The following is a 20,243-nucleotide window of genomic DNA, read 5'->3' as shown; positions in this document are numbered from 1 at the left end:
TCGCAAGAGATGCGATGGATGTCTGGTGATTTGTAGTCATAAATTTTAGTCCCCACTTGTTTTTAAGTGTGGACTAAATTAAGGCTTATAGGATGAATTCAGAAGGTGTGTTCAGCGGACGCTTACACCTATACAACGAAATCCAACGAATTTTAAGAAGATCGGTTAAGTGCTTCCTTTGAGCTTATTCTTATTACTAACTCCATCCTTTTCTATAACATTTATATGCAAATATTAAAATAATTTTAAAGCATACTGCCTACTTAAAAATATTTCTTTATTAAAAGCGGCTATTAGTAAAACCCTGAAAACTCAGGGCTTTGAAAGCCTTAAATACATAAAAATAAATTTAGCTCAAATGTATTATTTTTTACATTCAGATAGATACTTTTCAATCATGAAATTGACTATATCTGTTTCACCACGAGCCTCCCTAGTTTTTTCAGTATTGTAAGTTTTCCAAACTTCATCCCAATGATCTTTAATATATTTGACCATACATTCCTTGTAAGGATTTGGTGTATTTTCATGAATATGCGCTAAGAATTTGTCTTGATGCTTAGCGGTGGAATTGGCACAACCAAATAATGAAATCATAAGAACTAATCCTATACTTAAATTCTTCATTTTTTAATAATATATCCTTCATCAACTAATGGATCTTTATCTTTAGGTTTTAAACTCCAACCTTTGATTAAATGAAATCCTTCCGAAATAACACCTTTTCCTGAAGCCTTCCCTGCAAGAGGATAAATAATTTCAGGTTTAGCAAATTTTGATTTCTTAAAATTATAATGCCACATATAGGGATTTATAACATTTAAAGTAGGGATACCAGCTTGCTTTATAGCTCCAGTCCCATCCGGTAAATTACTAATATATTTACTTAAAATATCCCTAGCTGTTTCAGCACAAGTATCATTTATCCAAGCTGTATACTTTTGGTCGCCAGAAATGATTTGTTGACGTACTTGATTAGCTTCAGCAATTATTTTTTTAGCTGAATCTTCGTTAACCACTATTCTATAAAGCGTTGCAGTTTCCCCAATTCCATAATCAGGTGTTCCTGGCCGACTACTAGCATATCCATCTTTGATAGGGGCACCTGTATTCCATTTATTTGGTGCTTGGCTATTTCCTTTATTAAACCATCCACTTTTTCCTGCACCAGATGGCCCAAAACTAAAAAAGACTTCAACAATATCATTTTTGGTAACGTAAAAAAAAGCATGACCATAATCAATATCTAACAATTGTGTTCGCTCATTACTTTTTGAAACCCAACCATTATCACGTTCAACAAAAGCATCAGGATAGTTAACCTCAAAACCAATGGTCACAATATATTTATTTAAGACGACAGAAGTTGTAGGTTTATCATTTGCTGTTCTAACTTTCTGGAATTTCTTATATTTAAATTCATTTTCGGCCATAATTATTTCAACCCTAACTGCTCCATTTTTTCAATAGCATCAGCACCATAAAAAACTCTCAATTCAGTATTTTCAGCATAAAAAACTCGTTTAGTTAAGCCCTCTTTATTTGTTTTACCTATATGTGCTTGATTATTTTGATCTAAAATTAAATATTCCGTATCTTCACATGGATTATTATTTTCATCTATAACTTTAAATTGATGGCTCTCTTCATGAGGTACAAATGTTGGTAATACACGAGCTTTTACAACGACTTCAGCACCACTTTTGAAAATATGTTGACCAGCTTGATATAAAATTTTTCCACCTGTTGAAATCATAATACCTTGCTTATTTATTACAATACGTGAACCACCAGCCATTTTTATTCTCTATAATGTAATTTTGTGTCTAGAATAACACATCTTTTTAAAATTCAAATAATGGATATCTATGACAATGATTATATCTGCCCACTTAGGGGATTTTATCTTGATTTCAGCAGACAAACGGGCAATGATCTTTGACTTAGAAACAGGGGCAATGCGCGTATCAAATAATGATGAATCAAAAATAGAATTATGGTGTAGAGGCGCTATCGCAGGAACTGGTGATACCGTATTAATAAATAGAATTATGAATTACTTTAAGAGTTTAAATCCAACTGATCTAAATCTTTACCAATTAAGTATAATTCATAAAGAAGTTGAAAGAAGATTAATAGAAGGCATACCAAAAGAGGTACTAATTAATACTACAATAATTTTTTCAATATATAATGGCTGTGAAACTTCTTTATATACTATACCAATTGAGCAGTTTTTTAAGAAAATTGATATAGAAGGCATACCAATTATTCGCTCTAGAATATATGAAGTTAAATATATGAAGTTAAAGAGTGGACAATAGATATTTGTTGTTTTAAACTTCCATCTGATTTAAGTGATTTTCAGAATTTTCAATGTAATTTGAAAAGCTTATTAAATTTTGATAACGAAATTGATTTTATTAACTATTACATCGAACAATTAAAAAAAATTTTTGCAATTCATTCATTAATTGATTCTAGCATAACACCTTCATTTGACCTTTATCTTCAATCTTGTGAAACTGGAAAAAATTTGGCGTTACATGTTAAAAACTATAATTTAAACTAGTCTATTGATGTTTAAGTTAAAATATTTACTATAATTTTTGACTTCTATTAGCTTATACACCGCTTTTTAATTTGAACTATCGTTGTGCTTAAGATGGAATGCAAATCTTAAGCTTCCACTCCTAAATACCAATTTTTCCAAGAACTGGTTCCTCTCGTTTCAATTGATACAGTTGGAATCAGTTTTTCTTTTAGCACTTCTGTTTGCTTAACCACTTTAGCAAGTCTCGCTTTGACTGAATGAATGCATTCTCGGTCACCAAATTCGCAGTGGTCTAAAGTTGTACCGCCACAAGGCCCGTTGGCTAAACCTTTTGGACATGTTTCAGGGCAAATATATAAAGTGTCACCTAAACGGCACTGACCACAGCTTTCACAACCGACTAGGCTATGTTTACTCAGTACTTCTGTTTTAAGTAATACTTTAGCAACTAAAGTGTTATCCCAAAAAGATCCTTTGAAAATAAACCGTCCGATGCCTTTAGCAATTTTTGAACCAAACATTGCTTCATGCATAACATGCAGTTGGCGATATTTAATTAATTGTTTAGACGTTGGCTGACGCGAAAACCGAGCAATTTCAGGTGAAAACTCTTTGCTAGATGTGACTTGCCAAAGTGAATTCCAAAGCTCCTCTAAGGCTTTAAGCTCCAAATGTCTGTATTGCTCGACGTAGCTTTCAAGCAACATTTGCTCTTCTGGCTTATGACAAGCAGATAAATGAATTCCTGCATACCCCAAGTGTTTACATATCAAAATCTGTAAAGCACAGCGCAAATAAACTCGGTCTGTATGCCCTGCCTGTTTTTCATCTGCCAAAACTTTTAACATGTGTGGGGTAATTACAATACCCGCGACTTTATGCTTCACCATAAAATTGGCACGCCCCAAAGTCAGTGGCATGACACAAGCGAGTATTTGCTGCGAATAATTGTTCTTGGTTAAAAATGATTTGGCTTGTTTTAAGGCTTCAATGTCATAGCCCAATTGGGTAATGATAAAGTCAGCGCCTGCTTTAATTTTCTTATGTAGTTTTAAGTACTGTGCATCACGCTCAGCTTCGACATATTTAAATGGGTTAAAAGCAATGCCAATACGAAAACCACCATGTTGCTTAGCTGCCATTACGGCGTTTACCGACTCTAGGTAACGGCTACGAGGCTGCCCATCTCGCCCATTATGATGCTCTTTGAGTTTATCACCTGTAAGCAATAACAAGTTTTGAATATTAGCTGCTTGAGCTTGTTGTAAAAAGCGCTCAAAGTCTTGTATATCTCGGGCCTTACCTGAAAAGTGTAAGACTTTATCGATTGAGTTAGGGTAACTTTTGCTGGCTTCAAGTGGCGCGATATCATGATCTGAATGTACGCGATCTGCCAATGTCATTGCAGCCGGATATCCTGCAAACTCATGTTTCACAGGATAAATTTCATGTAGTGAAGTGAGATATTCCACCAACACAAAAAACTGGTTTTGCTGGAAGCAGGGAGAAACGTGTGACATAGGCAAAGTGCTGATCAAAACATGACATCAATCATAAGCGCGGCATTATAAATCAAAGTGCATCAAGATGCGCTAGTCAGAAAGCTCATTGTTTTGCTTATCTTCACCCTCTTTATTTCTAGGTAATTCGAGTGAGCGCGGAAATATAAAATCGAAAGAATCGAGTGCATAGCGATAAAGCTGAGCTGGTCGTTTGCCTACAATTTTACTTTGATTGGTTTCTTCAACTGCACCGGCTTCTATCATACGGCGCCTAAATGCTTTTTTATCTAAGGATTGCCCAAGAATAATTTCATAAATGGTTTGTAGTTCAGTTAGCGTAAATAATTCAGGCATAAGACTCGCTGGCAATGCAGTATAGCGAGTTTTATTGGTTAAACGCTCTAAAGCTAATCTGAGCAATTCATTATGATCAAACGCCAATGCTAAATCTTGTGCTTTTGCTACAGACACCCATTCGCTGTACTCAGCCAAAGCTTGGTGTTCGTAAGCATTAAAATCAATTAAAGCAAAATACAAAATGGTTACGGCCCAGCCACGCGGGTCACGTTTGGCATTGCCGACAGAAGCAACTTGTTCCAAGTAAGGTGAAGCAATTCCTGTTTTTTCAACTAGCTTACGATAGGCTGTGGCCATCAAATCTTGGTCATGGGTTAAATCGGCAAAACCACCTGGTAAAGCCCATTGGTCTTTGGCTGGAAAGTTGGGTCGCTTAATGAGTAATACCTGCAACTGACCATTAAATACCGAGAAAATAGCCATATCGACCGTGAGTAAAGGTGCGTCATAATCTCGGCGATCATAACTGGCAAGGAATTCTTGTTCAGTTTGAATAGTCACGTTCAGCCTCTCAATAAAAATGATGAGCCGATACTCATGCAACGGCTCATCTAAACTCAGTTATGCGATGGATAAACGCTCACGTATTTGATCCAAAGTACACTCATATTGAAGTTTACCATTTTCAAAGACTGTTTTAAGTGCTCCGCCTTGTTCTTGTTCGGCTGTTTGCTCATCAAACAAGATAAAACCATTTTCACTTTCTTCGATGCGTAATAGACCTTTCGCAGATGTTTTAACACCTGAGTCAGTAATTGGGTCTTTAAACAGCTCGCGTCCTACACCATTTACTTGCCCCCAAGTCGCTTTCACAGCAAATCCAAAAGTATCGCGAGTTAAATAGTTATAGGTAAAGCTGCCTATACCAAACACCAAGTTATTTGAAGCAAAACCTTTGGCTTTTAGTCCTTCTAAAATACGCTGCGCACGGTCTAGAGTAATCGAGTCACCATAAATTAAACCGACACGCTCATTTAGTACTTTATAACCTTGGTCAGTTGTTGTACCGCCAAACACTTCCCATAAACATTCAACTGCGCCTTTATATGCTGAGCTGCCGACTTCGGCGTCTGGATCACCACAAATAATTTTGACAGGATCACCAGAGTCCGGACGGAAAACTAATTTAGCCAAACCTAAAGCATTCGGTTGTCTTGCCAAAATTTCAGGTTTTAAAGCCACTGTAAATTCTGTAATGACTCGCCAAAAGTCCCAAGTATCAGAAACGACACTGACAACACCCGACGGATAAAGCTCACAGATTAAACGCTTAAATGTTTCTAGCTCACTGTCTTCAGTACCCATACACATCACACTGTGTTCGGTCGCTGGTACAGATACCCCAATCACACCTGAGGCATTGTAATATTCTTCTGCATAGTCAATTGAAGCAACCGAGTCTGTTCCAATAAAACTGGTTAAGTGACCAACGCCAGATTGTGCAGCATCATAAATTCCGCTCATACCACGACTACTAAAATCGTGTCCTTGCACAGGTACAAAATCAAGTGGCGCGCCAGTTTTTACAGCATATTGAGTTAATAAGCGTTTGTACTCGTAGGCAATTGTGGCCGTAGTACAGCTTTTCCAAAGCTCAGCACTCAATACGGTTTCAATATAGTTAGTTAACCAAAAGAAACGTGGGTCAGTGTTAATCACGGTGAGCACAGGTACACGCATATTGACGCGGCTGCCTTCTGGCAAGGCTTTAATGCTTAATGGTAAATATCCCAAGTCGTGTAGCGCTTCAATGTGATCAACAGGTACTGCGCCTTCACCTAATGAACTATCCATACGGCGTTTATAAGCAGCCACGACTTTGTCTTTAGGTTGTTTGAAAAAGCCTTCATTCCATGTATCGATTAAAAAGTGTTTGATAAAACCCTGAAGCCCAAAGAACACAACTTTATCGTCAAAGTCAGGCAACATTTTAGCAAGTCGAGACGAACGCGGTGTAAAGTTGGCGTATACATACTCTGTACCTGCTGGATACTGACGTCTGTGATCAGCTTTATAAAAATCGATAGCGTTTAATGGATTAAGTTTAATAGTCATCTTTGTTCTCTTTATTTTGCTGCAAAAGCAATTACTGAAATTTTGTCTGATGGTTGTTGTGGAAAGCTGTCCGAGGTAAATAGTTGGTCAAGCAATCCATCAAAAACCTCTATTCCTTTACTGAAAATACCGTGGGTCACGTATAGAACGACCTTATGGCAATTTAGGCGACGGAGTTCTTTGGCAATACCAATAAAAGTCGCACCGCCATCACAAATGTCATCGGTAATAACAGCTGTTAGACCCGATAAATCAGTCGCATGTACATGTGTACCCAAAATTTTGCCAGTCACTGGATCACGTTTTTTATCACACTGAACAATAGTGATAGGTTGTTTGCGCTCGCCATTAAAAGCATCTGCAACCATTTGTGTACGTGCTTTTGCGCCTTTGTCTGGGCAAACCAGCACTGTTTTTTCATCTTTTAATAATGTGCTTAGCACTTCACTCTTCGCGATGATGTCGACTGAACTGACATTTACAACTTCTTTAAAAGAAGTATTAGCAGCAAGTAATGCTGTTGTTACTTCACTATGGCAGTCCCAAACAGTCACCTTGCCTTGTTTACCCGCTTTTTTTTCGGCATTGATGTTAAGTAGCTTGGTCATCACATCGAGCGAGAACGCTTGGCCTACTGCACAAATACGGTCCTGACGAGCGTATGGAAAATATGGAATTTCTAAGTCAACTGTTAGCCCGTGATTCAGCAATATATTTTCAAGTAACAAATAGTCCATCACATCGTGACTTGAGATCATTTGCGCACGCACCAATACCTTGCCAGATAGTGAACCTAAGGTTGTCTCATCAATCTGAACATGACGCTCTCCACCAGAAAACTGCGTGAATTTCACTGGAATTTCATTTCTTGCCGCATCTAAAAGCTGGATAGCCATATCATCCTCTTTTTTGTCTGATGACCTTCGATGAATATATAGTGGCATAAAGCCACTATATATTTCAAGTCTATTTTTCAAACTTTTTTCAAAACCATTTAAGGCATAAAATTTACGGTTTTAGAGTATTTAGAGATTTAATTTTTAAGAGAGATTATTCTTCAATTAATTGAAATAAAAAGTTAATTTACAAAAAGCATGACGAGTAGAACTATTATTAAAAGTAGCGGATACAATCTTGCCCGCCATAAATCAGGTAGTTTTGAGATAAATTTTTCTGAAAAATATAGTCCAATCCATGTCCCAGCAACCAAGAATAAAGCAGCTTCAAACCAGATTAGACCGATAAATCCACTAGGTGCCCATGTAGATTTCCAAAGTGACAATACACAATAAGTTAGCGTTGCAGTTAAAGACAAAGGCAGCGTGAGAATATTTGCAATAGCCGCAGCCTCTGCCATAGAACTACCCCGCCGCCTCAACAAAGGAACTGTCATTACACTGCCACCCACACCTAAAAGTGCTGCAACCCAACCAATAATTCCGCCTTTAATGAGTTCACAGTTTTGACCATAGTTTTGCGTTTGTCTTGATGCCACCATAAAGCCTGGTCGGTAATAACAATCAATAATGGTTATGAATACATAACCCATAAATATCAAGCGAAGCCAATTTCCATTAAATAATGAAGCCATGACCGCACCGACAACCCCACCCAATGCGATACCACTCCATAAAAAGCGGATTTGTTGCCAATCTATATGTCCAGACCGATAGTGTCGAAAGGTTGCAAAACATGCCGAGCACAGCATCACAAAAGCTGATGTAGCTACGGCGATTTGCATGGCATGTATCCCAACCATACTTTCGCTACTGTACTTTTGAATAATGACTGTATAAAGCAAAGGCACAGCAACAAAACCGCCGCCAAAGCCAAATAACCAAGTGGTAACGCCTGAAAGTAGTCCAAATAAAAATAGCTCATATAGCATCATCATCTTCCTCACATTTATAGAGGCATGATATAAAATAGCTCTATGGCACACTAACGTAGAAAAGTCATCTTTTTATTTATTTCAGCCAAAAATATATGCGTAATATTCCAATTAACGATGTAGACCATCTACCGCAAGCGGTTTTAGCATTAGGATCGGACTATCCTGCTGATACTTTGTTAGATACGCATAGCCATCGCCGTGCTCAGTTCTTATATGCACCCGAAGGGCTTATGAAAGTTGAAACTGAAGATGGACAATGGCTCGTGTTACCGTACAGTGGTGTATGGATACCCGCAGGCAAACCACATCAGGTATGGCTATCTAAAGTCAGTACTTATAGTTTGTATATAGAAGTAAGTAATGCCCCAAGACAAGCAAACTATTGCGAGGTTGTGCAAGTTTCACCGTTAATGCATCAGTTACTGATTCAAGCAAATCAACTACCTGTTGACTACCAACATGCAGGCCGAGACGGCGCTGTTATCGATTTATTGTTATATGAGTTAGAAGCTGCACCAGCCCTGCCTCTGTTTATTCCATTGCCTCACAACACATTACTATCTAATCAGTGTGCTGAGTTTATGGAGCATCCCGATATTCATAGCAGCCCTAAAGATTGGGCACATGTCCATAATAAAAGTGAGCGGACTTTTCATCGTTGGTTTAAGGCAGAAACGGGTATGTCATTTCAGGCTTGGCGTAATCGAGTCTGCATCATCTATGCTTTAAATGCGTTAAAAGCAGATATCTCGATTACTGAAATTGCCTTTAGTTTAGGCTATGAGCACTCGGCAGCATTTACTGCAATGTTCAGTAAAATTATGGGTTATCCACCTACCCATTTTCAAAAAAGATTTCATACGCATAATAAAGCGCTATAAAGATTTACTCATATGAATGGTGTCGTAGGTCTCGATCCACTCACGGTTAATGACATCAAAGCCTTGTAGACGCCAAAACTTTTCAGCCGCTGGCAAAAATGGATGAGTGTGCAAATACAAAGTCGTAATTTCATTGTTTTTTGCATGGCTAAACAACATGTCACATAGCTGAGTTGCGATACCATTACGGCGGTATTCAGGCAATACAAACAACTTAACCACTTCCACTGTATTAGATGGCAAATTTAAATCAAAACGATGGTCATACGCCCGATATGCAATAGTGCCAATAATACGGTTTTTATCTTTTACCGTAATAAAGCAACCTAATGGATCATTAACATAATATTGCCCAAAATTTTTTAAATCTTTGGGAACTTGCCCATGATAGATTTCTGGGAATAATAAATGTCTTGTATAAAGTGCAAACTCTACAGCAGATGCATAGTCTGATTTGTCTGCTAGATGATAGTGAAAAGTCATATTTATAGCCAAGAATGGTCAGGGATAACAATGGTTTTGTCTTGAATCATGGCTTCATGGAACTCAACATCATAGACACTTTTTAAAAACTTCGGATCGGTGATTCGTGTTTTAGACTCAGGCTTAACTACTTCATGTTGGCGCATAAAAAACAAATGATCTGCAAATAAAAAAGCCAAATTAGGATCATGCATAATTGCAATCACCGTAAAATTTTGCCGCGACAACTGACGCAATTTTTTCATTAAATAAGACTGGTAATAAACATCGAGATGATTGGTTGGCTCATCAAGCAAAATCACTTTGGGTGCTTGTACTAAAATGCGCGCAATCATTACCAATTGTCTTTCGCCCCCCGATAACTCGGTATAAGGACGATCGCGTAAATGCTCAATATCTAAATCAAGCAAAGCTTGGTCTACACGTTCCCAGTCTGATTTTGAAGGTCTATATCTGCTAAAAGCGGCACGTCCCGTAATTACTACATCTTTAACTAAAAATGGAAATACGGTTTTATGAAACTGTGGTAAAAAGCCAAGTAACGCAGCCCGATCTTTACCTTTAAAGTCCGATAATGGTTTTCTAGAGTAACGAATCAACCCATCTTTTACAGGTTCTAAGCCAGCCATCAATTTAAAAAGTGTCGATTTTCCACAGCCATTGCGCCCTAAAATGACGGAAAACTGATTTTCAGGAAACTCCAGATGAATGTTTTTAAGAACCTGTTTATGCCCATAGGCATAATTTAACTGATCAATTTGAATCATGCCCAATGAGTCCTCTGTGTTTTCATTAATAATAAGAAAAATGGTGCGCCAAGTAGCATGGTGAAAATACCAATCGGTATTTCAAACGTTAGTAAAACCCGAGAAAAGTTATCAATCATGAGTAGGAAACTACCGCCCAAAATCATATTGGCTGGAATACTGTAGCGGTGATCTGGCCCCACCAACATTCTCACAATATGCGGCATAAAGAGTCCATATAAACTAATAATGCCAGCAGCAGCCACAGAAGTTGATGTACATACAGTCACTAGTACAATTAAAAGAAGCTGTTCCCACCTTGGGTTAACACCCACCGCCTGCGCTTCTTCAGCACCGAGTGCCATTAAGTTTAAGCGCCAACGCATTGCAAATAATCCAGCAAGGCCAATACAAATAGGAAGCACGGCGTATTGAACCTTTTGCCAAGACGCCTGATGTAAGTTGCCCATCGTCCATTGCACAATGGCTTGTAATTTAAATGGATCACTTAAATATTGAATAACTGTAAGTCCTGCCAAAAACAGCCCCGAAACAATCATGCCGGATAAAATTACCATCACTAAAGACGTCTGGCTTTCATGTTTTTGATGTGCAAATAAATACGTTAAAGCAACAGCACAAACACCAAAAATAAAGGCGGATAGATTTGGTGAAAGCCAACTTAGAGAAAGTGCCAAAGCTGCACCAAACGCGGCACCAGAAGAAATACCAAGTACATACGAGTCAACCAAAGGGTTACGAAACAATGCCTGTAAACCGTTACCCGCTGTTGCTAACGCAGCTCCCACCATAAATGTCAGTAAAATTCTGGGTAATCTGACATTGACTAGTATGTTTTGCATCAGCCTAAATTGTTCAGCATCAAAATATGGCGTACCAAAGACTGCTTGCACACCCCACCGCAAATAGTCCCATGCACTCAAGGTTTGCGTAGGCCCAATGAGCAACGAGATAAAAATCATGAAGAAAGGTAAAGGGTAAAACCAATAATATTTGAGCTTTTCCATATTCATGACACCAACGCTTTGGCAAGGTGCTCACCATACAACTTGGTTAAAATACGCTGTTGTAAAGCACTTACTGATAAATCGGACTGTTCAGGGTAAATGCTGTGGTTCAAATAAATCGCCGTAATAATGATTTTGATGGTATGGGGGTTATAAATAAATGCAGGGCTCAAATTAAATACCTTACGGTTTTGTACGGCACTTAAGCCTTGTAATTCTTTGCGTTCATAAATCAGTTTTGGGTTGGTATTCCAAAGCACAATATTGTCAGGATTCCATTCAATGAGAGTCTCGGGATTTACGTTGGGTTGGTTAGCATTGGTCTGAACAATGTTGTAAGCACCTGCCAGCTCAATAAAGTCATTGGTAATTGACTCCCGTCCCGAAGTGGAAAAAATTCGTCCACCTGACCACGCATAGTAAATCGATTGCTTATTTGGCTGACGTGCTGTTTTGGCTGCGACTTCTGCCATAATTTCATCAGAAAAACTCAAAATTTCTTGAGCTCGCTTTTGAGCTCCACTTAGAACAGCAATTTCAGATAGCTCTTCTTTCACTTGCTGGTAAGTGCCAGACTCCATTACATATACAGCAATACCAAATTGCCGTAATAATGCGATCGTTTGGGTCTGCCCGCTCCCCAAAATTACTAAATCGGGTTTCAACAACACAAGACTTTCAATATTGGTTGCATTGGCACCTTGTGAAGGCGTTGCAAGCTGTTTATTGGCAATGCGTTGATCTATTTTTGAATAGGCGTTAAATAATAAAGGTTGAATGTATACTTCGGCTGGTATGCCAATCACTTTATGACCTTGCCCTAGCATATATAAGCCATCTAAACCTGACTCAAATAGAGAAACAATTCTTTGTGCTGGCTTGGCTACACACACTTTTGTATTTGTACTATCAAAAACGCATATCGAATGAACTGCTAAGTTTTCTTTAGTTTTTCTACTTTGTTCAGATGAAGAACATCCACATAGAATGAGTAAAGTGAGTATTGAAGCCCAAAACCTCATTACACCTCTCCATGCACAAATATAGTGCAAAATAAAAAGATGTGCTTATTTGGTGCAATTTTCATGTGAAAAAAACACCATAAGAGTGCAAAACGGTTTGAATCATCATTTATATGAGGTGCAAATTAAATGTTTAATTGAAGATATGAATCATTAAGCAATAAAAATGCCAGAATTAAAAAATAAATTTACCCATCAACCGGTTGTCATACTTGTTTCAAGTCAGAAAAAAAATTTATGGGCTTTCACACTTCTCTAATAATGAGTTAACTAATACCAGTTATTTTAAAATCTAATTGAGTAAAATATTTAAAAATAATGAGATCTAAAAACATAAAAATTAAAAAAACAAAACACAATACTCAAAAATATAGTTATTTTCTCATTTTAATTTTATCAATTAAATAAATAATTAATAATAAACAAAATCTTAGCTAAAATAATAAAATTAAGTTTTTCTAAAAAATTACAGCTTTAAAAAGTAAATTAATCTAAAGTTAATATTAAAGATAAATCTTTAATAATGACTATTTTATGTGCTAGATTAATGTACAAGAATTATCCAATTATTTGGAAATTTCTCATACTACAAATAACTTACTAACTATAAGAATATTAAACATGACAAGGATTTAAAACCATGAAGAGAAATTATTATATTTTAGGAACTTTATTGTGTGGTATGAGCTTAACGACTCATGCCGACTCACTACGAATGAGTGCCACGGAGTTTGCAAAAGACCCAGCTAAAGTAAGCGCACTGCAAAAAGGTCTGGAAAAAATGCGAGCAAATAATAATGCAAATCCATTATCTCCGGAGTTTCGTACAAGTTTTAATTATTGGGCAAATACTCACGGCTATTTTGGTACGGGTACACATGGTACTGATAAAACTACATATCTTAAAAACCGTATGGCAGGTTGCTTACAAGATAATAGTCAAGCCTTGTGTGATAGTTACTATAAACATATTCAAAATTCTACAGTTCCAAAAGATGGCTTTACCGATGAAGTTTGGGGTACATGCCAACATGGCAATCTAAACTTCTTACCTTGGCACCGTATGATGCTTTATTTTTACGAGCGAACAGTGCGTAAGTATGTTGGACAAGATTACTCTCTTCCTTATTGGGACTATTACCAAGAAAAAGCGGCTAATGGGAAAGGACTAGCGCTGCCTCAATTGGTTCGAGGTAAACAAGCAGGTAGCTTATATGACCAGTTCCGTACACCTGGTTTAAATGAGAATATCAGCGCTATAGATCCAGACGATGCCAGCGCTGCCCAAGCATTTAAATGGAATGACTTCACATCATTTTCCAATCAGTTACAGTCTCAGCCCCATGGTGTAATGCACTGCGCGGTAGGTAAAAACTGTGTTCTGCCAGATATGGGATTTGTACCAATTGCAGGTTTAGACCCTGTATTTTATATGCACCATGCCAATATCGACCGCTTGTGGCAATGTTGGCTAAATAAAAAAGCCAATGGACAACCCATTACACTTGAGTGGGCAAAGAAAAACTTAGGTATGCCAGATAGCTGGTATGACACTCGATACACCTTTGCAGACGAAAACGGCAATAAAGTCACCATGACCATTGCTGATGTATTTACCCCTGGTAAAATTCCGGTGCGTTATACCAATGAAAACGCATGTAAAGTTCAAGCACCAGTTATGAGTAGTCAAGCAGGAAAAGTAAATCTATTCAAAAAGGCTCATAAACCAGTCAGCAGCAATACAGCCATTAAACTGATGGGTGTAAGTCAAAAAGTAGCTTTAGCACCTCAAACCACAACCTTCTTAAAAAGTGCTAATCAACTTTCTCAAACTACACTTTCATCAGGACAAACTTATTTAATCTTAGATAATGTACAAATGGTGGGTAATCCAAATCTAACTTATAAGATTTATTTATCTCCTAAAAATAAACCTGACCAAAAAATTTATGTCGCCACAATTAACTATTTCGGTGTGTTAGATCATAGCCACGACGGTCATGCGAGCAATGGTGCTATGGGTCAATTGGTCTATCAAGTCAGCGATCAAGTTAATCAATTAGGCGTACCTGCTGAAGACTTAGAGGTTCAGTTTGTTGCTACCGATTTAACCCTTAACCCAGTGAAGCAAAAGGTAAGTTCTCAAGGACTGAGCATTTCTCAAGTTCGCTTAGAAACTTCAAAATAATAATTAAGGGAGAGGCCTGATTTTTCAGGCCTATATTTATTATGAAAATAGTTCATTTAATAGTATGTACCCCTCTAACGTTAGCGAGTGGGTATGCCTTAGCAGAGGAGTCTTCTGACCGTATATTAGAAGACCCTCCTGAAATGTCTGTTGCACGTAATCACCAAGCTTTACTTGCAGCACCAAGCCCTACTACTGCCACAACAAACGTTCCGCAAATGCAGTCTTCAAATGAAGCGTTGTTTACTTGGGAGGTTAAAAAAACAATAAATAGACTCTGGAACCCTGCAACAAACAGTTATGACAAAGTCATGTTACGCAGCTATCAAGGCACAAATACACAGCCTAATACACCTTATATTGCTCCAACCATTGAGGTGTTTCCTGGTGAAACTGTACGAGCAACTTTAGATAATCAGCTTGATATAGACCCAATAACTCATAGAAAACTTCCAAGAGACCCAAGTTGCACTGGCGATCATTTTGACGTGAATAAACCACATTGTTTTGATGGTACCAATATGCATACACATGGGTTATGGATTAACCCAGCAGGAAATAGTGATAACGTTTTAGTTTCGATTAATCCGGGTGTTAACTTCCAGTATGAATACAACATACCGCCTGATCATCCGGCCGGAACGTTTTGGTACCATCCACATCGACATGGTTCAACCGCGATTCAAGTCGCAAGTGGTATGGCGGGTGCTTTGATTATTCGTGGATATCGTCAACCCACACCAAATAAAACAGGTGATTTAGATTTACTCACCTATGGTTTTAAAGAAAGAACGCTGGTTTTTCAGCAAATTCAATATGCTTGCTATGATGCTAACGGTAAAATCCAAACTGACTCAAAAGGTAATTATATTTGCCAAAATAATCAAATTGGTGAAAATAGGGATTATCAGGGCTTTGGTGTCGGCGGTTGGGAAAAATCAGGGCGATATACAAGCATTAATGGTGAAGTTCAACCTTTCATTACTCAAGCTGTAGCAGGACAAATCGAACGTTGGCGAATGGTTCATGCTGGTGTGCGCGACAGTATTAACCTGAGCGTTCGTCAAATGCAAAACATCCCTTCTAAACTCGATTTAACACCAACGGGTGAAAAGCAATTATTAAGAGAAAGCTGTACAGGCCCAATTGTAAGTCAACACCTTATTGCAGCCGATGGCTTAACCCTCAAACAAGTCATGGATAAAACAGTCACTGTTTTTCAACCGGGTTACCGTTTCGATGCCTTAATGCAATTCCCGCAAGAAGGCCGCTATTGTCTGATTGATGAAGCTGCTTCAGCTTCTGCTAACGTGGACCGTATATCTTCTGAGAGACGCTTACTTGGGATTATTCAAGTCAATAAAGCCACTTCAGCACCTCAGTCTTTAAAAACAGTGTTAAGCAATAATGCAACACGCAATATTGCACCAGATATGCGTCCCGCTGTGCTTCAAGATTTACAACAAAATTTAAAGCTCAGTCATTTTGTTCCTCATCAGGATTTACCGGCAACACCAAATAAACAATTTTTAGAATTTAATATTGATACAAATGTTAATCCAACTCAATTTCAGGTCGATGGAAAACCTTATAAACCAGATCGAATCGACCGCACACTTGAGTTAGGTAAAACTGATGAATGGATACTTACCTCTAAATTAGCCAGTCACCCGTTCCACATTCATGTAAACCCGTTTCAGATCGTAGCGATCATAGCCCCTAATAATAAAGATGTCAGTGATATCAACGCCGTTGATGACTACGACAAATCCGCTCCACCCGACCCACAATACCGTGGTCTAAAAGGCACATGGAAAGACACCATTTGGGTTAAAAATGTAAAAGGAGCCAGTTATAAAGTCATTGTTAGAACTAAGTACCAACGCTACATTGGTGACTTTGTTTTGCACTGCCATATTCTAGATCATGAAGATCAAGGCATGATGCAAAACATTCGCATTAGCCTTCCAGATGGTAATGGTGGTGTTTCACAGGGACATCATTAACCATAAATCTTTTTGAGACAGAATTAAAAAGGCCGCTTCTCGCGGCCTTCGTTTTATCACTTTTATGTAGACCGCTTATTTTCTTGATAATTCATATTCTTTAAAAATAAATTGACTACATATTCAACCCAAATACTAATTTCACTCTCAGATATTAAATAATCAGGATGGGTCAGACATTTTAAATGAGCATCACTTCGTAAAAGCGATAAAAAGATATTTGCCGCAGCTTCAGAGGAAGAAGTTAATTCAATTTCTCCTTGTTTGACCGATTTTTCAAGATAACCCGCAATAATATTTGCAAGGCGCTGGGGGCCAACTTGAAAGAATTTTTCAGATAATTCTGGGAATCTGACTGCTTCAGCAATACAAACCCTAAAAAAAGCCAAACCTGAATGTGACAATATAAAGCAGAGATAAGTTTTCCCCATCTCTGTTAAAGCTGAACGTAAATTTTTAGCTTGCGTCTCAACTAAAATAATTTGTTTTTGCATGTTGGTGCATTGGCGTTCAATGACCGCAGCGAACATCGCTTCTTTATTTTTAAAACAACCATACATGGTGGCTTTTGAAACACCAGCTTCTTTTTGAATCATGTCTGTCGTTGTGCCACTAAAACCGTGGATCAGAAAAAACTTGGTTGCTGCGTCTAGAATTTTTTGATCTTTCTCATTGGCTTTAATGCAATCTGACATACGAACCTACAAATATATTTAGAAATTTCATGATTAGTGTAACTCATCGAAAAGTTCAAAATCGAGAATTGACGTAGTTTTAATAAGATAGTACAGTACCGATCGGTACAGTTGAGCTCAATAACTGCTCTATGCAACGAGTTCATTTTTAAAATTTAAGGTAAAAGATGAATATACGACCACTCATCGGTTTGGCAGGTGCAATTTTTGCAGCAATGACTGTCGAATTTAATAACCGAATTACCAGTATTACTTTGGTCGATATTCGCGGTGCAATGGGTATTAGTGTCGACTCTGGTTATTGGGTCAGCAGTATTTATGCCAGTGCAATGATTATTGGCATGATTCTCTCTACCAGTTGGGCCGTTATTTTTTCTATGCGTAGAGTCCTTCTTTTTGCCATAGGTCTTTGTCTCGTCTCTAGCGTTTTAATTCCTTTTAGTCCAAATATTGAAATATTTTATTTATTGCGTGGCTTGCAAGGGCTTGCCAATGGTTTGACCATTCCTTTACTCATGGCCTGTGCACTTAGATTTCTAGGGCCAGAAATCCGTTTATGGGGGTTGGCCTGCTATGCGCTAACAGCAACTTTCTTTCCCAACTTAAGTGCTGCACTCTCTGCGTTTTATTTAGATGTGATTGGTTGGAAAATGATATTTTTCCAAACCATTCCTTTTTGTGCGCTAAGTGCTGCATTGGTTTACTTTGGTATTCCGCAAGATCCGTTAAATTATTCAAAAATAAAAACTTACGATTGGACAGGTGCCATTTTAGCCATTATTAGCTTAGCAAGCTTAAGTACCATGCTTTTACATGGCAATCACTTGGACTGGTTCCATTCTAAATTGATTAGTGTTTTGGCTTTAATCAGTGCCATTACCCTACCTTTATTTTTAATACATGAATGGCGCTACCCAACTCCATTAATTAAACCGCAAATGCTCGAAATACGAAATTTTGCCTACGCCGTTATTGCCCTGTTTTGTTTTGTGGTTATTGGCATGTCAACCAGCACATTACCACTCAATTACTTAAGCGCTGTACATGGTTATAAGCCAACTCAAACCATGTGGATTGGTTTACAAATTGCGGCCTTACAATTTATTTATATTCCAATTGTTATTAAGGTTTTAAATCAAGCTTGGGTCGACAGCCGTTATGTACATGGCTTTGGTTTACTTCTGGTGATGGCCGGTTGTTTAGGTGCAAGTCAACTTGATACCACTTGGAATCAAGATCAGTTTTACTTTTGGCATGCCATCTCATGTTTGGGCCAAACCTGTGTTGTGCTCTCACTCTTAATGATGGGTACGAACAGTGTTCATCCAACCATGGCAATTTATGCATCACCGATGATTAACACTCCGCGTGCGATTAGCGGTGTACTGGGTGTGTGCATATTGGATTGGGTCAATCGCGTACGTGGTGAATACCATTCAACACGGCTAATTGAAAATACTGCACAACATGTTTTCCAAAATATTCAAGGCCCTGTCATTAATCCGCTTACTCCCCCTGTGCTTACCGCAAATGGTGCAGATCGTGTTTCAGGCGGTTTATCTGCCCTAAATTCTGCGATTCAGGCGCAACAATCTGTTTTAGTGATTAGCGATCAATATCTCATCTTAGCTGGCCTTACTGCAATTTTATTCATTGTGATGCTGATATTACCCGTTAGAACTTATCCACCACGCATTGCTCTCATTAAGTTAATGAATAGTCATAACTCAGGAAAATCTTTATGAGTACTCTAGAAGCCCAAGATCACTCTGCGACCGAGTCAGCCAAATTAACAAAGGTGCAATATCTAAAAAAACACTGGGTTATGGTTATTGCATTTATTATTGTTTTAGCCTCTATTTTATGGGTTTTAAAACTTATATTTTTACCATCTTCGACTATTGAAACAGACGATGCACGTGTAGATGTAGAGTACTCAACCATTGCTCCTAAAGTCTCTGGAAATATCGAAGAAATTTATATTAAAGATCATCAGACCGTAAAAAAAGGCCAGCTTTTGGCACGGATTGATGCAAGAGATTATGAAGCTGCTTTAGCTGAAGCAGAATCTAATTATGCTAAAGCTGAAGCTGATTTAAATGAAGCAAAGCTGGCAGTAGAAAGACAACCGACTGTTATTCGAGAAACAGAGGCTCAGCTTAGAAAAGTAGAAGCTGGAATTAAACTCACCAAAGATAATACAGCGCGTTATGAGCAACTACAGGCACTTGGTGCTGAGTCTAGATTAATTACACAACAATCTAAGACTACATTGACTGAGCAATATGCTGACTTAGACAGCAGTAAAGAAAAAGTTACCGATGCACAGTATCAGCTCAACCAATATAAAATTCAGGTTCAAGCCAAACAAGCTGCTCTTAAACAAGCACAAGCGGCACTTGATAAAGCAAAACTGAATTTGAGTTATACGGAAGTTCGAGCACCTATTGATGGCATGATTGGTCAAAAGTCAGCTAACGTAGGTAACTTTGTAAGCGCTGGTAATCCACTCATGGTCATTGTGCCTTTAGATCAAGTCTATGTAGAAGCAAACTTCCGTGAAATTGAGCTAAAACAAATTAAAATCGGTCAGCCTGTCACTGTCTATGTTGACGCTTACAATATTGAGTTAAAAGGTATAGTAGACAGCTTCTCTCCATCTACTGGCGCATTTTTCTCTCCAATCTCTGCGACCAATGCGACAGGTAACTTTACCAAGATCGTTCAGCGTCTACCTTTACGAATCAAGCTTATTGAAAACCAAAAAGATATTAAGTTGTTGCGCCCAGGTCTATCTGTTGTAGTTTCTGTGGATACGACTAAAAAGTAAAT

Annotated in this window: 19 protein-coding genes; 6 read left to right on the top strand and 13 right to left on the bottom strand. The window is 38.0% G+C overall.

Annotated elements, in window-relative coordinates:
- Window positions 1–363: 363 nt before the first annotated feature.
- Genes MSG95_RS16050 through MSG95_RS16040 form a run of 3 tightly spaced genes read right to left on the bottom strand, consistent with a single transcriptional unit; the run spans window position 364 to window position 1,798 of the window.
- Window positions 364–627, bottom strand: a complete 264-nt coding sequence (locus tag MSG95_RS16050; RefSeq protein ID WP_025469128.1) for a hypothetical protein — start codon at window positions 625–627, stop codon at window positions 364–366.
- A complete protein-coding gene (locus MSG95_RS16045) occupies window positions 624–1,433 on the bottom strand; it encodes a hypothetical protein (RefSeq protein WP_039252038.1) in 810 nt (269 codons plus the stop codon). The genes MSG95_RS16050 and MSG95_RS16045 overlap by 4 nt, the downstream gene beginning before the upstream one ends.
- Window positions 1,434–1,435: 2 nt before the next feature.
- Window positions 1,436–1,798: a hypothetical protein gene (locus tag MSG95_RS16040; RefSeq protein WP_077166258.1), complete on the bottom strand. Its 363-nt coding sequence runs from the start codon at window positions 1,796–1,798 to the stop codon at window positions 1,436–1,438.
- A gap of 70 nt (window positions 1,799–1,868) precedes the next feature.
- Between MSG95_RS16040 and MSG95_RS16035 the strand changes: the two genes are divergently transcribed.
- Window positions 1,869–2,324: a hypothetical protein gene (locus tag MSG95_RS16035; RefSeq protein ID WP_228144428.1), complete on the top strand. Its 456-nt coding sequence runs from the start codon at window positions 1,869–1,871 to the stop codon at window positions 2,322–2,324.
- A gap of 355 nt (window positions 2,325–2,679) precedes the next feature.
- Here the strand turns inward: MSG95_RS16035 and MSG95_RS16030 are convergent, their stop codons facing one another.
- From MSG95_RS16030 to MSG95_RS16010, 5 genes are all read right to left on the bottom strand, one after another.
- Entirely contained in the window at window positions 2,680–4,074 is a 1,395-nt protein-coding gene (locus MSG95_RS16030; protein ID WP_139344829.1) for a methylenetetrahydrofolate reductase C-terminal domain-containing protein, read from the bottom strand.
- Between the two features lie 72 nt (window positions 4,075–4,146).
- Entirely contained in the window at window positions 4,147–4,914 is a 768-nt protein-coding gene (locus MSG95_RS16025; RefSeq protein ID WP_077166259.1) for an NUDIX domain-containing protein, read from the bottom strand.
- 60 nt (window positions 4,915–4,974) lie between these two features.
- Window positions 4,975–6,468 carry a nicotinate phosphoribosyltransferase gene (locus tag MSG95_RS16020; protein WP_077166260.1) on the bottom strand — a complete coding sequence of 498 codons (1,494 nt, stop codon included), beginning with the start codon at window positions 6,466–6,468 and terminating at the stop codon, window positions 4,975–4,977.
- An 11-nt stretch (window positions 6,469–6,479) separates the two neighbouring features.
- Complete coding sequence (locus MSG95_RS16015; protein ID WP_077166261.1) at window positions 6,480–7,364, bottom strand: phosphoribosyltransferase family protein; 885 nt, start codon at window positions 7,362–7,364, stop codon at window positions 6,480–6,482.
- Between the two features lie 182 nt (window positions 7,365–7,546).
- Window positions 7,547–8,356 (bottom strand): sulfite exporter TauE/SafE family protein, encoded by an 810-nt coding sequence (locus tag MSG95_RS16010; protein WP_077166262.1) that lies wholly within the window; start codon window positions 8,354–8,356, stop codon window positions 7,547–7,549.
- Window positions 8,357–8,454: 98 nt separating this feature from the next.
- Here MSG95_RS16010 and MSG95_RS16005 point away from each other — a divergent pair, with 98 nt between their 5' ends.
- Window positions 8,455–9,243 (top strand): AraC family transcriptional regulator, encoded by a 789-nt coding sequence (locus MSG95_RS16005; RefSeq protein WP_151819641.1) that lies wholly within the window; start codon window positions 8,455–8,457, stop codon window positions 9,241–9,243.
- Here MSG95_RS16005 and MSG95_RS16000 read toward each other — a convergent pair.
- The 4 genes from MSG95_RS16000 to MSG95_RS15985 are packed head-to-tail and all read right to left on the bottom strand — an operon-like array spanning window position 9,238 to window position 12,522.
- Complete coding sequence (locus MSG95_RS16000; protein ID WP_004701494.1) at window positions 9,238–9,726, bottom strand: GNAT family N-acetyltransferase; 489 nt, start codon at window positions 9,724–9,726, stop codon at window positions 9,238–9,240. The genes MSG95_RS16005 and MSG95_RS16000 overlap by 6 nt on opposite strands.
- 2 nt (window positions 9,727–9,728) lie before the next feature.
- Window positions 9,729–10,493, bottom strand: a complete 765-nt coding sequence (locus tag MSG95_RS15995; RefSeq protein ID WP_077166264.1) for an ABC transporter ATP-binding protein — start codon at window positions 10,491–10,493, stop codon at window positions 9,729–9,731.
- Window positions 10,490–11,500: a FecCD family ABC transporter permease gene (locus tag MSG95_RS15990; RefSeq protein WP_077166265.1), complete on the bottom strand. Its 1,011-nt coding sequence runs from the start codon at window positions 11,498–11,500 to the stop codon at window positions 10,490–10,492. Before MSG95_RS15990 ends, MSG95_RS15995 begins: the two co-directional genes overlap by 4 nt.
- Window positions 11,501–11,502: 2 nt before the next feature.
- Window positions 11,503–12,522: an ABC transporter substrate-binding protein gene (locus MSG95_RS15985; protein WP_077166266.1), complete on the bottom strand. Its 1,020-nt coding sequence runs from the start codon at window positions 12,520–12,522 to the stop codon at window positions 11,503–11,505.
- Between the two features lie 640 nt (window positions 12,523–13,162).
- Here MSG95_RS15985 and MSG95_RS15980 point away from each other — a divergent pair.
- Together MSG95_RS15980 and MSG95_RS15975 are read left to right on the top strand one after the other, a co-directional pair.
- Window positions 13,163–14,710 carry a tyrosinase family protein gene (locus MSG95_RS15980; protein WP_077166267.1) on the top strand — a complete coding sequence of 516 codons (1,548 nt, stop codon included), beginning with the start codon at window positions 13,163–13,165 and terminating at the stop codon, window positions 14,708–14,710.
- Window positions 14,711–14,751: 41 nt separating this feature from the next.
- Window positions 14,752–16,716 carry a multicopper oxidase family protein gene (locus tag MSG95_RS15975; protein WP_324645133.1) on the top strand — a complete coding sequence of 655 codons (1,965 nt, stop codon included), beginning with the start codon at window positions 14,752–14,754 and terminating at the stop codon, window positions 16,714–16,716.
- Between the two features lie 62 nt (window positions 16,717–16,778).
- On the opposite strand, the gene MSG95_RS15970 is transcribed toward MSG95_RS15975, so the two are convergent.
- Window positions 16,779–17,411, bottom strand: a complete 633-nt coding sequence (locus MSG95_RS15970; RefSeq protein WP_151819613.1) for a TetR/AcrR family transcriptional regulator — start codon at window positions 17,409–17,411, stop codon at window positions 16,779–16,781.
- 167 nt (window positions 17,412–17,578) lie between these two features.
- Here MSG95_RS15970 and MSG95_RS15965 point away from each other — a divergent pair, with 167 nt between their 5' ends.
- Both MSG95_RS15965 and MSG95_RS15960 read left to right on the top strand, forming a co-directional pair.
- Window positions 17,579–19,156 (top strand): MFS transporter, encoded by a 1,578-nt coding sequence (locus MSG95_RS15965; RefSeq protein ID WP_191017438.1) that lies wholly within the window; start codon window positions 17,579–17,581, stop codon window positions 19,154–19,156.
- Window positions 19,153–20,241: an HlyD family secretion protein gene (locus MSG95_RS15960; protein WP_324624881.1), complete on the top strand. Its 1,089-nt coding sequence runs from the start codon at window positions 19,153–19,155 to the stop codon at window positions 20,239–20,241. Before MSG95_RS15965 ends, MSG95_RS15960 begins: the two co-directional genes overlap by 4 nt.
- Window positions 20,242–20,243 lie beyond the last annotated feature (2 nt).

It is taken from the genome of Acinetobacter sp. IK23 (assembly GCF_035615275.1).
Classification (GTDB): Bacteria; Pseudomonadota; Gammaproteobacteria; order Pseudomonadales; family Moraxellaceae; genus Acinetobacter; species Acinetobacter seifertii.
The sequence above is the reverse complement of the archived record's forward strand: the minus strand, read 5'-3'. Positions and strand labels throughout refer to the sequence as shown.

Bases quoted from the DNA above. Each gene is read 5' to 3' on its own strand.
- MSG95_RS16050 (WP_025469128.1), bottom strand. From the start codon at position 627: ATGAAGAATTTAAGTATAGGATTAGTTCTTATGATTTCATTATTTGGT.
- MSG95_RS16045 (WP_039252038.1), bottom strand. From the start codon at position 1,433: ATGGCCGAAAATGAATTTAAATATAAGAAATTCCAGAAAGTTAGAACA.
- MSG95_RS16040 (WP_077166258.1), bottom strand. From the start codon at position 1,798: ATGGCTGGTGGTTCACGTATTGTAATAAATAAGCAAGGTATTATGATT.
- MSG95_RS16035 (WP_228144428.1), top strand. From the start codon at position 1,869: ATGACAATGATTATATCTGCCCACTTAGGGGATTTTATCTTGATTTCA.
- MSG95_RS16030 (WP_139344829.1), bottom strand. From the start codon at position 4,074: ATGTCACACGTTTCTCCCTGCTTCCAGCAAAACCAGTTTTTTGTGTTG.
- MSG95_RS16020 (WP_077166260.1), bottom strand. From the start codon at position 6,468: ATGACTATTAAACTTAATCCATTAAACGCTATCGATTTTTATAAAGCT.
- MSG95_RS16015 (WP_077166261.1), bottom strand. From the start codon at position 7,364: ATGGCTATCCAGCTTTTAGATGCGGCAAGAAATGAAATTCCAGTGAAA.
- MSG95_RS16010 (WP_077166262.1), bottom strand. From the start codon at position 8,356: ATGCTATATGAGCTATTTTTATTTGGACTACTTTCAGGCGTTACCACT.
- MSG95_RS16005 (WP_151819641.1), top strand. From the start codon at position 8,455: ATGCGTAATATTCCAATTAACGATGTAGACCATCTACCGCAAGCGGTT.
- MSG95_RS16000 (WP_004701494.1), bottom strand. From the start codon at position 9,726: ATGACTTTTCACTATCATCTAGCAGACAAATCAGACTATGCATCTGCT.
- MSG95_RS15995 (WP_077166264.1), bottom strand. From the start codon at position 10,493: ATGATTCAAATTGATCAGTTAAATTATGCCTATGGGCATAAACAGGTT.
- MSG95_RS15990 (WP_077166265.1), bottom strand. From the start codon at position 11,500: ATGGAAAAGCTCAAATATTATTGGTTTTACCCTTTACCTTTCTTCATG.
- MSG95_RS15985 (WP_077166266.1), bottom strand. From the start codon at position 12,522: ATGAGGTTTTGGGCTTCAATACTCACTTTACTCATTCTATGTGGATGT.
- MSG95_RS15980 (WP_077166267.1), top strand. From the start codon at position 13,163: ATGAAGAGAAATTATTATATTTTAGGAACTTTATTGTGTGGTATGAGC.
- MSG95_RS15975 (WP_324645133.1), top strand. From the start codon at position 14,752: ATGAAAATAGTTCATTTAATAGTATGTACCCCTCTAACGTTAGCGAGT.
- MSG95_RS15970 (WP_151819613.1), bottom strand. From the start codon at position 17,411: ATGTCAGATTGCATTAAAGCCAATGAGAAAGATCAAAAAATTCTAGAC.
- MSG95_RS15965 (WP_191017438.1), top strand. From the start codon at position 17,579: ATGAATATACGACCACTCATCGGTTTGGCAGGTGCAATTTTTGCAGCA.
- MSG95_RS15960 (WP_324624881.1), top strand. From the start codon at position 19,153: ATGAGTACTCTAGAAGCCCAAGATCACTCTGCGACCGAGTCAGCCAAA.